Genomic DNA, 14,054 nt, shown 5'->3' with positions numbered 1-14,054 from the left:
AGCATTATTCCTGCGTCAAAGCACGCTTAAACGCCGCCGATCAATCATGCAGCGCAGTTAAGCTTCTGGCAAATGAAAAGGGACCTTGCCGATGGAAGCTATCGCCAGCGCAGCGCTTAAAAACCTTCACCGACCGGAGCTGATCGAGCATCGTGCCTTTCTGGACGGGCAATGGGTGGCGCGCAAGGAGACGCTGGGCGTTGTCGACCCGGCAAGTGGAGATCATCTGCTCGATGTCTCTTCCTGCTCCGTGAACGACGTGGACGCCGCAGTCGAGGCCGCCGGCAGAGCATTTCTCCGGTGGCGGGACATGCTGCCCGTCGAACGCGGCGATATCCTGCGGGCATGGGGCCGGCTGATGCGTGACAATGCCCGCGACCTCGCTGTTATCATCAGCGCCGAACAGGGAAAGCCGCTTTCGGAATCGCTCGGCGAAATTTCCTATGCTGCCGCCTTTCTCGACTGGTTTGCGAGCGAGGGCGAGAGATCCTATGGCGAGACGATTCCAAGCCATCTCCAAGGCGGCAATCTATCCGTGCGGATGCAGCCGATCGGCGTCACGGTGGCCATCACGCCCTGGAATTTTCCCTCAGCCATGATCGCCCGCAAGGCCGGCGCGGCCCTTGCTGCCGGCTGCACGATGATCGTCAAACCGGCGCCGGAAACACCGCTTTCGGCACTGGCACTGGCGAAACTGGCGCAGGAGGCGGGCATGCCGGCCGGCGTGTTGCAGGTTCTGCCGGGTGAAGCCGCACCGCTTGCGCGCCGCCTGCTGGAGCATACCGAGGTACGGGCATTTTCCTTTACCGGCTCGACCGAGGTGGGACGGCTCCTCCTCACGCAATCGGCGGCGACCATCAAAAAAGCTTCGCTGGAACTTGGCGGCCACGCACCCTTCATCGTCTTCGCCGATGCGGACCTTTCTCAGACCGTGAAGGGCTGCCTCGCCGCCAAATTCGCCACATCGGGACAGGACTGCCTTGCGGCAAACCGCATCTATGTTCAACGCGGGCTGTATGACCGTTTCATTGAGCGCTTTGCCGATGCGACCTCCAGACTGACCGTCGGCCATGGCCTTGAACCCGGTATCGATATCGGGCCGATGACACGACCGTCCGTCGCCGAAAAGTGCCGTCAGCAGATTGCGCAGGCGCTCTCTTCCGGCGCGCGCCTCGTCTGCGGTGGGCAGGACAGCCCGCTCGGCGGCAATTTCGTCACCCCCACCGTGCTCGCCGATGTGACTGACGACATGCTGATCGCGCGCGAAGAAACCTTCGGCCCGGTCGCCGCCATCCTGCCCTTCGATGACGAGCGGGAGGTGGTCCGCCGCGCCAATGCCACGGAGATGGGGCTTGCGGCCTATGTCTACACCAACGACCTCGGCCGGGCGATGCGCCTGACCGACCAGCTGGAATACGGCATGGTTGCCGTCAACACGCCGAAATTCACCGGCGCGCCCATTCCATTCGGCGGCTGGAAACAATCCGGCCTTGGCCGCGAGGGCTCGCGTCATGGCCTCATGGAATATCTCGAACCCAAATATGTCTGCTTCGGCAACCTGGCTGCCTGAAAGGAACTGCCTATGACCATCGACATCAAAAACATCGCGGAAATGGATCGAAATGCGGTTCTGCATCCCTTCACGCAGCTGAAGGATTTCGCCAGCGGCAAGCTCGGTGAACCGACCATCGTCGAGACCGGCAAGGGCATCCGTATTCAGGACGCGCATGGCAAGCAGCTGATCGATGGCTTCGCCGGTCTTTATTGCGTCAATGTCGGTTATGGCCGTACCGAGGTGGCGGAAGCCATCTCCCGTCAGGCCTATCGGCTTGCCTATTACCATTCTTACGCCGCCCACACGACGGACGAACTGGCGATCCTTTCCGACCGGCTGGTGAAGATGGCGCCCGGCAAGATGAGCAAGGTCTTTTACGGCATGTCGGGCTCGGACGCCAATGAGACACAGGCGAAGCTCGTCTGGTATTACAACAACCTGCGCGGCAAGCCGCAGAAGAAAAAAATCATCTCCCGCGAAAGGGGATATCACGGCTGCAGCGTGGTTTCCGGCTCCATGACCGGCATGAGTTTTTATCACGACCACATGGACCTGCCGCGCGCCGGCGTGCTGCACACCGGCGTTCCGCACCATTACTGGGGCGCGGAAGCCGGTGAAACCGAGCTGGAATTCTCAAAACGGCGCGCCGACGAACTGGAAGCGCTCATTCTGCGCGAGGGCCCCGACACGATAGGCGCCTTCATTGCCGAACCGGTGCTTGGCACGGGCGGCATCACGCCGCCGCCGGAAGGCTACTGGCCGGCGATACAGGACGTTCTCAAAAAATACGATGTCCTGCTGATTGCCGATGAGGTGATTACCGGTTTCGGCCGTACAGGCTCCATGTTCGGCTCGCAACACTACGGCATCGAGCCGGACCTGATCACCGTCGCCAAGGGTCTGACTTCGGCCTATTTCCCGCTCTCCGGCGCCATCGTGGGGGAGAAAGTCTACAGGGTGATGGAGGAAGGCGCCGATCGCGTCGGGGCTTTCTCCCACGGCTACACCTATTCCGGCCACCCCATCGGTGCGGCTGCGGCAAATGCCGTGCTCGACATCGTCGAAAAGGAAGACCTGCCCGGCAATGCACGTGCCGTCGGCAGCTATTTTCAGGAGCAGTTGAAGGCGAAGTTCGCGCAGCTTCCAATCGTCGGAGAGGTGCGCGGTGTGGGCCTGATGGGCGCCATCGAATTCGTGGCGGATCGTGAAAAGAAGACACGTTTTGCCCCCGGTCTTACGGTGGGTGCGCGCGTTTCGAAGGCGGCGCGCAATGGCGGCCTTATTGCGCGCGCCATGCCGCATGGCGATATTCTGGGCTTTGCGCCGCCGCTCGTCACAACGAAGGCGGAGGTGGATGAGATCATCGCTATCGCCGAAGCCGCCGTGCGCAGCGTCATGGACGATCTGGTGCGGGCCGGCGAAAAAATCTGACGCCAGCCTTGGCGTTTAACGGTCACAGCTGCTGCCCATTTCGAAAGCAACGACATGACAACTGCGCCTATTTGCGGCGCAGTTGTCATCTGCGCTGCATAAGGCTTCATCTTTTCGCAGAAGCATGCATAATGTCATGAAATTACCGTCGTCAAAAACGAGACAATTTCATGCGTCGTCAAGCCAATCCGCTCAGCTCAGATCCGGTTTCCGCAACCAAACCGGTGGCATGGCGGCCGACCCTGGCCAAGCAGAAAGGCGAAACGAAACATTCCGCCCTGACGGAACGCATCATTGCCGATATCGACGCCGGCGTCCTGAAGCCGATGGACCGCATGCCGACCCACCGCGATCTCGCCCGCGAACTCGGCCTTTCGGTCCAGACCGTCAGCCTCTCCTACAAGGAGGCCGAGCGGCTGGGTTATCTCAGTGGAGAAATCGGCCGCGGCACTTTCGTGAAGACGCGGGTGACGGACCGGGCGGGCCGCATGATGCTCGATCACAGCCCGACCGAGGTGCTCGATCTATCGATTATCCGTGGCGTTTATCTCGACGACCATGAGAACGCCTCGCGCGCCATCCTTCGCGAATTGGCCGATGGCGACAATTCGGGCTTCATGCGCCCTTGCCGGCCGGTCGCGGGCCTCGACAGCCATCGCGAAACCGCCCGGATCTGGCTTGGCATGATGGGCGTGACCGCCGGCGCGGAGCGTATTCTCGTCACCAATGGTGCTGCGCACGGCATTTTTCTCGCCCTGAGCTGCATTATCCGCTCGAACGACGTGGTTCTCTGCGAAAACCTCACCGACCACGGCATTATCGGCCTGTCGAACATTCTGGGCTTCAGCCTCAAGGGCCTGCCGACCGACGAAGAGGGCATTTTGCCGGACGCGCTGGAGGCCGCCTGTGCAACTGGTGGCGTGAGGGCAATCGTGCTCATTCCCACCCTCAACAATCCCACCGGGCATGTTTCGGGTGCGGAGCGCAGACGGGCGATTGCCGCGATCGCCGAACGGTACGGCGTCTTTGTCATTGAGGACGAAGTCTATCGCCCGATCATCGAGGATGACCTGCCATCCATCACCGAAATGCTGCCTGATCTGGGCTTTTTCGTCACCAGCTTTACCAAGACAGTCCTGACCGGCCTGCGCGTCGGTTATCTCGTCGTGCCGCCCGCCTACTCCATCCGCGCCGCCTCTATCCTGCGTGTATCGAGCTGGAGCGGAACCTATCTTACGGCCGAAATCGCCACGCGCTGGGTCGAAAACGGCACTGCACGGCGGCTGCTGGATGTCCAGCGCGCCGAAGTGCGTGCGCGGCAAAAGATTGCCACAGACATATTGGGCGACCATATCGCCTCGAGCCACCCCCTCTCCTTCTGCGCCTGGCTGAAGGTTCCACCGCGCTGGACGGAGGACGGCCTGGTGCGTGCGCTCACAAACCAGAACGTCGCGGTCACGCCGTCGGAACCATTCATTGCCGGTCCCGGCCATGGCGGCGGCATCCGCATCTGCCTCGGCGGTCGCCTCAATCAGCCAAGCCTCGTCAAAGCCTTGACCACCGTGCGGCAGACCTTCGAGCAGCTGCCGCCGGTCTACGATATCGGTTCAATCGGCTGAGGCAGCCACCCGAAAATCATTGAATCATTACAATATAATAATTGACATGATTTTACTTCGCTCTCAACATGACAATCATGAAGAGCGAAAACCTGTCCATATCCGCCGATAAAACCCTGCTTCCGGTCTCGCTGGCCGCGATAGAGCAGGCGGCTGTGCGGCTTGCCGGACAGGTGGAGCGAACACCGTTGGTTCTCTCGGACACTCTGTCCGAACGCTGTGGTTATCCCGTTCATCTCAAACTTGAAACCCTTCAGCCCATCGGCACCTTCAAGCTGCGCGGCGCGATGAACGCGATACTCTCGCTTGACGATGAGGCACGCAGGCGTGGCCTCGTCACCGCCTCGACCGGCAATCATGGCCGCGCCGTAGCCTATGCGGCCCGCAAGCTCGGAATTCCAGCCACGATCTGCATGTCGGCACTCGTGCCGACGAACAAGGTTGAGGCGATCCGCGCGCTCGGTGCGGAGATCCGGATCGTCGGCAGGTCACAGGATGACGCGCAGGAGGAAGCGGAGCGCCTGACCAAGAGTCTCGGCCTGACCGCAATCCCACCATTCGATGATGCTGACGTCGTGGCCGGCCAAGGCACGATCGGTCTAGAGCTTGTCGAAGACATGCCGGGACTGAAGACGGTGCTCGTTCCTCTTTCCGGCGGTGGCCTTGCGGGCGGTATCGCCGTTGCGGTCAAGGCGTTGAAGCCACGGGCACGGGTCATCGGCATTTCCATGGAGCGGGGTGCGGCCATGCAGGCGTCGGTCGCAGCCGGCCGGCCCGTCGCCGTCCGGGAGGAAGAAACGCTGGCGGATTCGCTGGGCGGCGGGATTGGACTGGAGAACCGCGTGACATTCGCGCTTTGCCAGGCGCGTCTCGATGAGATCGTGCTGGTTTCCGAAGACGAGATTGCAGCCGGCATCCGCCATGCGGCGCGCGAAGAAGGTTTGACAGTGGAGGGTGCGGGCGCCGTTGGTTTCGCTGCCATTCTGTCGCGCAAGATCGACATCAGCGGCCCGACCGCCATCATCGTGTCGGGCGGAAATATCGATCCGGCGGCCCACAGAACGATCATCGACGGGGGAGTCGCATGAGCCTCATCACCATCCTGACCGAAAAAGACCTGCGCGGTGTCATCAAGCTCGACCTTTCCGCAGTCGATTGTGTGGAGCGGGCCTTTGCTGCACTCGCAACGCAAGCCGTTGCCATGCCGCCGATCCTCCGGCTCGATATTCCCGAGTTTCGCGGCGAAGTGGATGTGAAGACGGCCTATGTACCGGGCTTTGACGGTTTCGCCATCAAGGTCAGCCCCGGTTTCTTCGACAATCCGAAACTCGGTCTGCCCAGCCTCAATGGCCTGATGATCCTCTTCAGCGCAAAGACCGGACTGGTGGAGGCCCTTCTCCTCGATAACGGCTATCTTACCGATGTGAGGACCGCCGCGGCCGGTGCTGTCGCGGCGCGGCACCTGGCCCGCAAAGACGCCTCCGTCGCCGCGATCTTCGGGGCGGGCATGCAGGCGCGTTTGCAGCTTGAAGCCCTGATGCTGGTGCGCCCGATCAGATCGGCGCGGATATGGGCACGCGACCATGACAAGGCCAAGAGACTTGCGAGCGATTTCGCCAGCGAACACGGCATCGAAGTCACCGCCATGGCCGATCCGCAGGCCGCCGCGCGGGGTGCCGATATCATCGTGACAACGACACCCGCCGAAAAGCCGATCCTGTTTGCCGACTGGCTGGAAGAAGGCCAGCATCTGACAGCCATGGGATCGGATGCCGAACACAAGAACGAGATCGATCCAGCCGTATTCGCCAGAGCGCGCTATGTCGCGGACCGGCTGTCACAGACCCGCATTCTCGGTGAATTACATCACGCCATCGCCGCCGGCCACGCCGCGTCGGATCAGCACTTCGCCGAACTTGGCGGCGTCATTGCCGGCAAGGTGCAGGGCCGTGTTTCGAACAAGGACATCACCTTTGCCGATCTGACCGGCACCGGCGTGCAGGACACCGCCATCGCCAATCTCGCCTTTGCCCGCGCAAAGGAAGCCAAGAGCGGTCAAACCATCGAAAACAGCATAAAAATGGGAGACGCAGCGTGAGCGTAACGCTGAACTTTACGCGCGAGGAATATGCCGCGCGCCTGTCCAAAACCCGCAAAGCCATGGAAAAGGCCGGGATCGATCTTCTGGTCGTCACCGACCCGTCCAACATGCATTGGCTGACCGGTTATGACGGCTGGTCCTTCTATGTGCATCAATGCGTGCTGGTGCCGCCGGAGGGCGAGCCGATCTGGTACGGCCGCAAGCAGGATGCCAACGGCGCCAAGCGCACGGCCTACCTCGCCCACGACAATATCGTCGGCTACCCTGACCATTACGTTCAATCGACCGAACGGCACCCGATGGACCTGCTGTCTCAAATCATAGAGGAGCGCGACTGGTCCGGCCTGACGGTCGGCGTCGAGATGGATAATTATTATTTCTCGGCCGCCGCCTTTGCGTCGCTGCAGAAATATCTGCCGAACGCCCGTTTCAAGGATGCCGCCGGTCTCGTAAACTGGCAGCGCGCGGTGAAGAGCCCGACCGAACTCGACTATATGCGCAAGGCAGGCAAGATCGTCGAGCTGATGCACAAGCGTATCGTCGATGTCGTTGAGCCGGGTATGCGCAAATGCGATCTCGTGGCCGAAATATACGATGCCGGCATTCGTGGTACCGCCGAATTCGGCGGCGACTATCCCGCCATCGTGCCGCTCCTCCCTTCGGGTGCCGACGCGTCCGCCCCGCATCTGACATGGGACGACAAGCCGATGCGCTCAGGCGAAGGCACCTTCTTCGAAATCGCCGGCGCCTACCGCCGTTATCATTGCCCGCTGTCACGCACCGTCTTTCTCGGCAAGCCGACACAGGCGTTCCTCGACGCAGAAAAAGCAACACTTGAGGGCATGGAAGCCGGTCTTTCCGCAGCGAAGCCGGGCAACACCTGCGAGGACATCGCCAATGCCTTTTTCGCCGTGCTGAAAAAATACGGGATCATCAAGGACAACCGCACCGGCTATCCGATCGGCCTATCCTATCCGCCTGACTGGGGCGAGCGCACGATGAGCCTGCGACCGGGCGACCGCACGGAGCTGAAACCCGGTATGACATTCCATTTCATGACCGGTCTCTGGCTGGAAGACATGGGCCTCGAAATCACCGAAAGCATCGCGATCACTGAAACCGGTGTCGAATGCCTTTCCAATGTGCCGCGGCAACTCTTCGTGAAAGGCTGAGACGATGTTGAAGACCGCGCTTCGCCCCTCGCCGATCACGCCCTCCGTCGATTTTGACGCGAAGGGCGTGCAGCACGGTCATCTGCGGCTGCCATACAGCCGCGATGACAGCGCCTGGGGTTCGGTGATGATCCCGATCTGCGTCATCGCCAATGGCGAAGGGCCGACAGCCCTTTTGACCGGCGCCAATCATGGTGACGAATATGAGGGACCGGCAGCACTTTTCGAACTCGCCCACACGCTCGATCCGGCAGACGTGAACGGGCGCGTCATCATCGTGCCGGCGCTCAACTATCCGGCCTTTCGCGCGGGAACACGCACCTCGCCCATCGACCGGGGAAACCTGAACCGCAGCTTTCCCGGCCGCCCTGACGGCACGGTGACGGAAAAGATCGCCGACTACGTGACCCGCCATCTGATACCGCTTGCGGATATCGTTCTCGATTTTCATTCCGGCGGCAGGACGCTTGATTTCCTGCCCTATGCCGCAGCCCACGAACTGCCCGACAAGACGCAGGAAGCCCGGTGTTTTGACGCGGTGGCGGCTTTTGCTGCCCCCTATTCGATGAAGATGCTGGAAATCGATGCCGTCGGCATGCTCGACACAACGGTCGAGGAGATGGGCAAGGTCTTTGTCACGACCGAACTCGGCGGAGCAGGCACGGCGAGCGCAAAATCGATCGACATTGCCCGGAAAGGCATCGTCAATCTGCTGCGCCATGCCGGCGTACTGTCCGGTGCGCCGGTGCCCGCCCCAAGCCGCTGGCTGGACATGCCATCCAGCGATTGCTTCACCTTTGCCGAAGACGACGGGCTCGTCGCTTTTGTCCGCGATCTGGGAGACGCGGTCACGGCGGGTGAAACAATCGCCCGGGTTTATCCCGTCGGCAAAACCGGCCTTGCGCCGGTCGATTACCGCGCCTCCATCAATGGCGTGCTTGCCGCGCGCCATGTTCCCGGCCTGATCAAGGCCGGCGACTGCCTTTCCGTTATCGCCACGGTCACGGAGAACACTTAGCCAGAAGAAACATCGTGAGATCCGAAAACGGACCACGTAACCCAACCAGAGGAGTAAGAACATGCGTATGATCAGACTTTCCGGGCTTTCCGCCCTCGCGCTTACCATCGGCGTGACGTCAGCCAGCGCCCTGACCGTCGAGGAAGTCAAAAGCCAGGGCTACATCCGCGCCGCCACGGCCAATGAAGTGCCCTATTCCTACATGCAGCCAGACGGCACCTCCGCCGGTATCGGCCCCGATGTGGCCAATGCGGTTCTGAAATCGATGGGTATCGAGGAGGTCAACTGGACGGTGACGCCGTTCGGTACGCTGATCCCCGGCCTCAAAGCCCGTCGCTTCGATTTTGCGGCCGCCGAGCAGAACATCTCGCCCGAGCGCTGCAAGCAGGTCGCCTTCACCGAACCGAACTCGTCCTATGGCGAAGGCCTGCTGGTGAAGAAGGGCAATCCGAAAAAGCTCACCACCTATGCCGATATCGCCAAGGACCCCTCACTGAAGGTGGCGGTCGTGTCGGGCGCCAACAATGTTGACTTCCTGCGGGCGGTCGGCGTCAAGGAAGAGCAGATCGTCTTCATCCCCGCCAATGCCGACGCCATCCCAACCGTCCAGAGCCGCGCCGACGCCTACGCCGCGACGGAGCTGACGGTTTCGGAGCTTGCCAAGGGCCAAGCCAATGTTGAGCAGGTCGAGCCTTTCACCGACCCCGTCGTGAAGGATGCGCCAGTGCGCAATTATGGCGGTTTCGCTTTCCGGCCGGAAGACAAGGAGCTGCGTGACGCCTTCAACGCCGCTCTCGTCGAATTCCGCAAGACCGACGATTACAAGAAAATCCTCGCAAAATACGGTCTGTCCGAACAGAGTATCGCGGCGGCGGCCGAAAAGAAGGTCGCCGATCTCTGCGCCGGCAAATAATGCCAGCCGGCGCCCGGCCATAACCGGGCGTCGTTCCTCGAGAACTCGGGAAAACACCAGATGGACATGACCGCCTATTTGCCGATGTTATGGCAAGGCGCCGTCGTCACCATGACGATTACGCTCGCAGCCCTTGTCGTCGGCACGGTGCTCGCCTTTTTCTTCGGCATTCTGCGCGTCGAGGGTGGACCAATTCTGTCGACCATCGCGCTTTGTTACACAGAAGTGTTCCGCGGCACCTCGCTGCTGGTTCAGCTTTTCTGGTTCTATTACGCGCTGCCGCTGGTCGGGCTGAGCTTCGATCCGATCACCACTGGGGTGCTGGTGCTTGCCGCCCATGCCGGCGGTTACGGCGCCGAGATCGTGCGCGGCGCGCTGTCTTCGGTCTCAGTACAGCAGCTGGAAGCCGCACGCGCGCTGAACTTCACACGGATGCAGACGCTGTTTCGCATCTCGCTGCCGCAGGCCGTTGTCGAGATGATGCCGGCCTTCGGTAATCTCGCCATCGAAACGCTGAAGCTTTCATCGCTCGTGTCGCTGATCTCGATTGCCGACCTCACCTTTGCGGCGCAGTCGATCCGCAACCTGACGCTGGATAGCGCCAGCATCTATTCGATCACGCTGCTTTGTTATTTCGCGATGTCGCTGATCCTGATGGTCGTCATCCGGGTGATCGAACGCTTCGTGCGGCGCGGCAACGTCTTCCCGCGCACCCGCCATTCGTAAGGATATCGGCTCATGATGTATGGTTACGAATGGGACACGACCACCTGGCTCACCTACACGACCTCCATCCTGCCGATCATCCTTATCGGCCTGACGGTGACGCTGAAGGCGGCCGCCGCCGGCTTCGCCATCGCGCTGGTTCTGGGGCTCGTCTTCGCGCTGCTGCGCCGCAGCCGCGTCAGGATGATCTCCTGGCCAACGGCGCTGGTTGTCGAATTCCTGCGTGATACGCCGCTTCTGGTGCAGCTGTTCTTTCTCTATTACGTGCTTCCGGATTTCGGCATTGTCCTGCCGGCGTTTCTGACCGGCGCTCTCGCGCTCGGCCTGCAATATGCCGCCTATACCTCCGAGGTCTATCGCGGCGGTATCGAGGCGGTGCATCACGGCCAGTGGGAAGCGGCGACGGCGCTTAATCTCACACGCATGCAGACCTATCGGGATATCATCATCCCGCAGGCCATTCCGCGCATCGTTCCAGCCATGGGCAACTACCTCGTTGCCATGATCAAGGAAACGCCGGTGCTGTCCGTCGTCACGGTTCTGGAAATGATGGGCCTTGCCAACATGATCGGCGAGCGCACCTTCGAATATCTGGTGCCGCTGACGCTTGTGGGCCTGATCTTCCTCCTTCTGACCATAATCTGCTCGGCAGGCCTCAGCCGCCTGCAAAGGGCGCTTCCAAAAGCAGGAATACCCTTGCGATGACCAACAACACCAACCAGCCACTGATCGAATTTTCCGATGTCACGAAACGCTTCGGCATTCTGACGGTGCTCGACCAGTTCAATTTCAACGTGGCGAAGGGCGAAAAAGTCACCCTTATCGGTCCTTCCGGCTCCGGCAAATCAACCGTCCTGCGCATTCTCATGACGCTGGAACCGTTCCAGGAGGGAAAGCTCACCCTTGCGGACATGTCCTACCATGAGCCAGGCGGCAAGGGACCTTTCAAGGCCTCGGAAAAACACCTTCGCCAGATCCGCAACCATGTCGGCATGGTGTTCCAGAGCTTCAATCTCTTCCCCCATATGACCGTCCTTCGCAATATCGTGGAAGCGCCGGTGCGGGTTCTGGGCATCAGCCGTGCAGAGGCGGAGGCGCGCGCAGTCGAATTGCTGAAGATGGTCGGGCTGGCAGACAAGAAGGATCACTATCCGGTGCAGCTTTCCGGCGGGCAGCAGCAGCGTGTCGCCATTGCGCGCTCGCTTGCCATGCGTCCGCGTGTCCTGCTTTTCGATGAGCCGACCTCGGCGCTCGACCCGCAACTGGTCGGCGAAGTGCTGTCCGTCATCCGCGACCTGGCCCATGAGCATGACCTGACGATGCTTCTCGTCACCCATGAAATGCGTTTTGCCCGGGAAGTCTCGGACCGCGTTTGCTTCTTCGACAAGGGCCGCATCTGCGAACAGGGAAAACCGGACGAGATTTTCGGCCAGCCGAAAGAAGACCGCACACGCGAATTTCTCGCTTCCGTCTTACGGTGACCCTCGCGCAATCAGTCGGCAGGGCTGGACAGAACCTTTCCGTCCCTGCCCTGCACGATATCATGCGACGGCACCGGTGGAGCATCGGCAGCGGGCAGAGGCGGAATTATCAACCACGCGCCGGGATAGTCCTTGCGAAGATGCCGGGGATTGTAGCGAATATTGGTTCCGGCGGCATGGTGAAGCGTCCCGAGCGTTGCGTCTTTCGACAGGACACCTCTTCTGATCTCGTGCAGTTTTCGTTCGCCATCAAGGGCAAGCATCGCCTCGGAAAGATCGAAACTGTCGATGTGAACGGTCTGGTCCTGAGCCGTGTCAAGAACCCATCGATCGGAATCGACGAAGCCATCGATATAGACATTGCCGGTGGAGGCGCGCAGGGACGTGCCTTTCGGCAGGCTGATGCCATCAACAACATTGCCATCGGCAAGAGTGCAGTTGCTGAAAGCGGAGATACCGCCATCGGGCGAAAGATCGAACTCCACCGGTTGCGTCGCGTCGCAGCGCCAGCCGCTCTGGGTGGTCACGCCGTTGCCGGTAATCCGCATGGTCTGCGGGGTAAAGCCCACCGCTTCGTAATTCTCGTTGGTTTTTATCGCGATATAACGGGCAATCTCGACGGCATCGATATCCGCCACCCGCACCGAATGCGGAAACACGGCCCGATCGAAGGCTTCCCTGTCGTTGGCAATGGCCAGTTCGAGTTTCGTGCCTTTAGGCATATCGATCTGGCCAAGGCGCGACGGCTCGAGCAGTTCCGGCCGATGGCTTGCCGCCCTCTCTTTGTCATAGGCGCGCATCTGCAGATAAAAATCACCGAACCGAAAGAGGGTGAAAAGCGCGACGGCGGTTACGAGCCCATAGGGCAGGATCATCGGGCGCTTCCAGCGGCCTGCCACATATCGCACGAACAGCGAGAGCGTCCAGACGATCCATATGAGGGTCGTGATGAGCAAGAAAGCAAGGAGAAGCAGCGCTTCGACGGAGGGGAGTGCGACAGGGATCATGCAAACCAATGGTCTTGGGCGGATCGTTTTGATCCCGAAGAGACATCAGTGCTTTAGCCCACAAGCGGTTATCTTTTCAACTCGGCGATGGCGGGCAAACATAGCAGTGGCTGCCCGGGCGACAGATGGCCGCCGCCCGGTCGATGCGCTTATGGGTCATCAGCCGCCAAGGACGAAACGGGAGAATGCCAGGGCATTGCGGGCATCCTCGTCCATTTTCGCAAGGTCGGCGCCGCCGCTGAGATCGCGCCACACCTTGATGTCGGACCCGATCGTACCGCCGGTCTTGACGAAAGGCTCCATGACGACCGCGCCGGTGTAATTGATATCGCGAAGGGCGAGGCCGATTTCGTGCCAGGGCATCCTGCCCTTGCCCGGTACGCGGCGATTGCTCTCGCCGGTATGGAAATGTCCCAGCAACGGGCCCGCCGTACGGATGGCCTCGCCAAAGCTGTCTTCTTCGATATTCATATGGAAAGTATCCAGCATGACTTTCACGTTGTTCTTGCCGACATCCTTGACGAAAGCAACGCCTTCGGCCGCCGTGTTGAGCACGTGATTTTCGAAGCGGTTGAGGACTTCGATGCACAGGTTGATGCCGAGATCATTGGCGAAATCTGCAATGCCGTGAATGCCTTCGACGCCGCGCGCATAATCGCCCGCCTTGTCGACCGGCTGCGAATAGTCGATCGGCCAATAGGAATGCAGCGCGCCGCCGATGGTGTGGATGTCGAGCTTGGCGACATTGGACAGGGTACGTTCAAAAAACGCCTTGCCGGCTGCGCGAACCGCAGCATCTTCCGACGACAGGTTCTTGGTTTTCGACGGGCCGATACCGGCGGTGAGGATGATGCCGTTATCCTTCGCACTCTGCCTGATGACTGCGAGTTCGGCGTCGCTGTATTCATTGATGTGGTGGGCGGCGACTTCGATGATATCGAAACCGAGCTTGGCGACCTTCTCGATATAGGGGCCGAACTTAGCGCTCCACTCATGTTCCCAGTAGGAGTAATAGATGCCGTGTTTCATGG

At 60.6% G+C, this 14,054-nt stretch carries 13 protein-coding genes; 11 read left to right on the top strand and 2 right to left on the bottom strand.

From position 1 onward, the window contains the following. Nucleotides 1-91: 91 nt before the first annotated feature. From AGR13A_RS21515 to ehuA, 11 genes are all read left to right on the top strand, one after another. Nucleotides 92-1,570: an NAD-dependent succinate-semialdehyde dehydrogenase gene (locus AGR13A_RS21515; protein WP_080839353.1), complete on the top strand. Its 1,479-nt coding sequence runs from the start codon at nucleotides 92-94 to the stop codon at nucleotides 1,568-1,570. Nucleotides 1,571-1,582: 12 nt separating this feature from the next. After that, nucleotides 1,583-2,986: an aspartate aminotransferase family protein gene (locus AGR13A_RS21510; RefSeq protein ID WP_080839349.1), complete on the top strand. Its 1,404-nt coding sequence runs from the start codon at nucleotides 1,583-1,585 to the stop codon at nucleotides 2,984-2,986. Nucleotides 2,987-3,156: 170 nt separating this feature from the next. Next, nucleotides 3,157-4,605: a MocR-like ectoine utilization transcription factor EhuR gene (gene ehuR, locus AGR13A_RS21505; RefSeq protein WP_080839347.1), complete on the top strand. Its 1,449-nt coding sequence runs from the start codon at nucleotides 3,157-3,159 to the stop codon at nucleotides 4,603-4,605. 68 nt (nucleotides 4,606-4,673) lie between these two features. Beyond that, nucleotides 4,674-5,693 carry a hydroxyectoine utilization dehydratase EutB gene (gene eutB / locus AGR13A_RS21500; RefSeq protein ID WP_167377610.1) on the top strand — a complete coding sequence of 340 codons (1,020 nt, stop codon included), beginning with the start codon at nucleotides 4,674-4,676 and terminating at the stop codon, nucleotides 5,691-5,693. Beyond that, a complete protein-coding gene (gene eutC, locus AGR13A_RS21495) occupies nucleotides 5,690-6,703 on the top strand; it encodes an ectoine utilization protein EutC (protein WP_080839345.1) in 1,014 nt (337 codons plus the stop codon). Before eutB ends, eutC begins: the two co-directional genes overlap by 4 nt. Continuing rightward, nucleotides 6,700-7,878 (top strand): ectoine hydrolase DoeA, encoded by a 1,179-nt coding sequence (gene doeA / locus AGR13A_RS21490; protein ID WP_080839343.1) that lies wholly within the window; start codon nucleotides 6,700-6,702, stop codon nucleotides 7,876-7,878. Before eutC ends, doeA begins: the two co-directional genes overlap by 4 nt. Nucleotides 7,879-7,882: 4 nt before the next feature. After that, the gene (gene doeB / locus AGR13A_RS21485) at nucleotides 7,883-8,896 is read left to right on the top strand and encodes a N(2)-acetyl-L-2,4-diaminobutanoate deacetylase DoeB (RefSeq protein ID WP_080839341.1); all 1,014 of its coding nucleotides are present in this window, start codon (nucleotides 7,883-7,885) and stop codon (nucleotides 8,894-8,896) included. A 61-nt stretch (nucleotides 8,897-8,957) separates the two neighbouring features. Then, nucleotides 8,958-9,809 carry an ectoine/hydroxyectoine ABC transporter substrate-binding protein EhuB gene (gene ehuB, locus AGR13A_RS21480; protein ID WP_080839339.1) on the top strand — a complete coding sequence of 284 codons (852 nt, stop codon included), beginning with the start codon at nucleotides 8,958-8,960 and terminating at the stop codon, nucleotides 9,807-9,809. A gap of 60 nt (nucleotides 9,810-9,869) precedes the next feature. Continuing rightward, complete coding sequence (ehuC, locus tag AGR13A_RS21475) at nucleotides 9,870-10,535, top strand: ectoine/hydroxyectoine ABC transporter permease subunit EhuC (protein ID WP_003521633.1); 666 nt, start codon at nucleotides 9,870-9,872, stop codon at nucleotides 10,533-10,535. A 12-nt stretch (nucleotides 10,536-10,547) separates the two neighbouring features. Beyond that, nucleotides 10,548-11,240 carry an ectoine/hydroxyectoine ABC transporter permease subunit EhuD gene (gene ehuD / locus AGR13A_RS21470; protein ID WP_080839336.1) on the top strand — a complete coding sequence of 231 codons (693 nt, stop codon included), beginning with the start codon at nucleotides 10,548-10,550 and terminating at the stop codon, nucleotides 11,238-11,240. Continuing rightward, a complete protein-coding gene (gene ehuA / locus AGR13A_RS21465) occupies nucleotides 11,237-12,016 on the top strand; it encodes an ectoine/hydroxyectoine ABC transporter ATP-binding protein EhuA (RefSeq protein ID WP_080839333.1) in 780 nt (259 codons plus the stop codon). The genes ehuD and ehuA overlap by 4 nt, the downstream gene beginning before the upstream one ends. 11 nt (nucleotides 12,017-12,027) lie before the next feature. On the opposite strand, the gene AGR13A_RS21460 is transcribed toward ehuA, so the two are convergent. Both AGR13A_RS21460 and AGR13A_RS21455 read right to left on the bottom strand, forming a co-directional pair. Continuing rightward, nucleotides 12,028-13,023 carry a hypothetical protein gene (locus AGR13A_RS21460; RefSeq protein WP_080839330.1) on the bottom strand — a complete coding sequence of 332 codons (996 nt, stop codon included), beginning with the start codon at nucleotides 13,021-13,023 and terminating at the stop codon, nucleotides 12,028-12,030. 159 nt (nucleotides 13,024-13,182) lie between these two features. After that, a complete protein-coding gene (locus AGR13A_RS21455) occupies nucleotides 13,183-14,052 on the bottom strand; it encodes a D-psicose 3-epimerase (RefSeq protein WP_035225297.1) in 870 nt (289 codons plus the stop codon). Nucleotides 14,053-14,054: the final 2 nt, after the last annotated feature.

Origin of the sequence: Agrobacterium genomosp. 13 str. CFBP 6927, from assembly GCA_900012615.1 — a bacterium.
Taxonomy (GTDB): Bacteria; Pseudomonadota; Alphaproteobacteria; order Rhizobiales; family Rhizobiaceae; genus Agrobacterium.
Note: the sequence above shows the minus strand (reverse complement) of the source record. Positions and strands in the feature narration are given on the sequence as shown.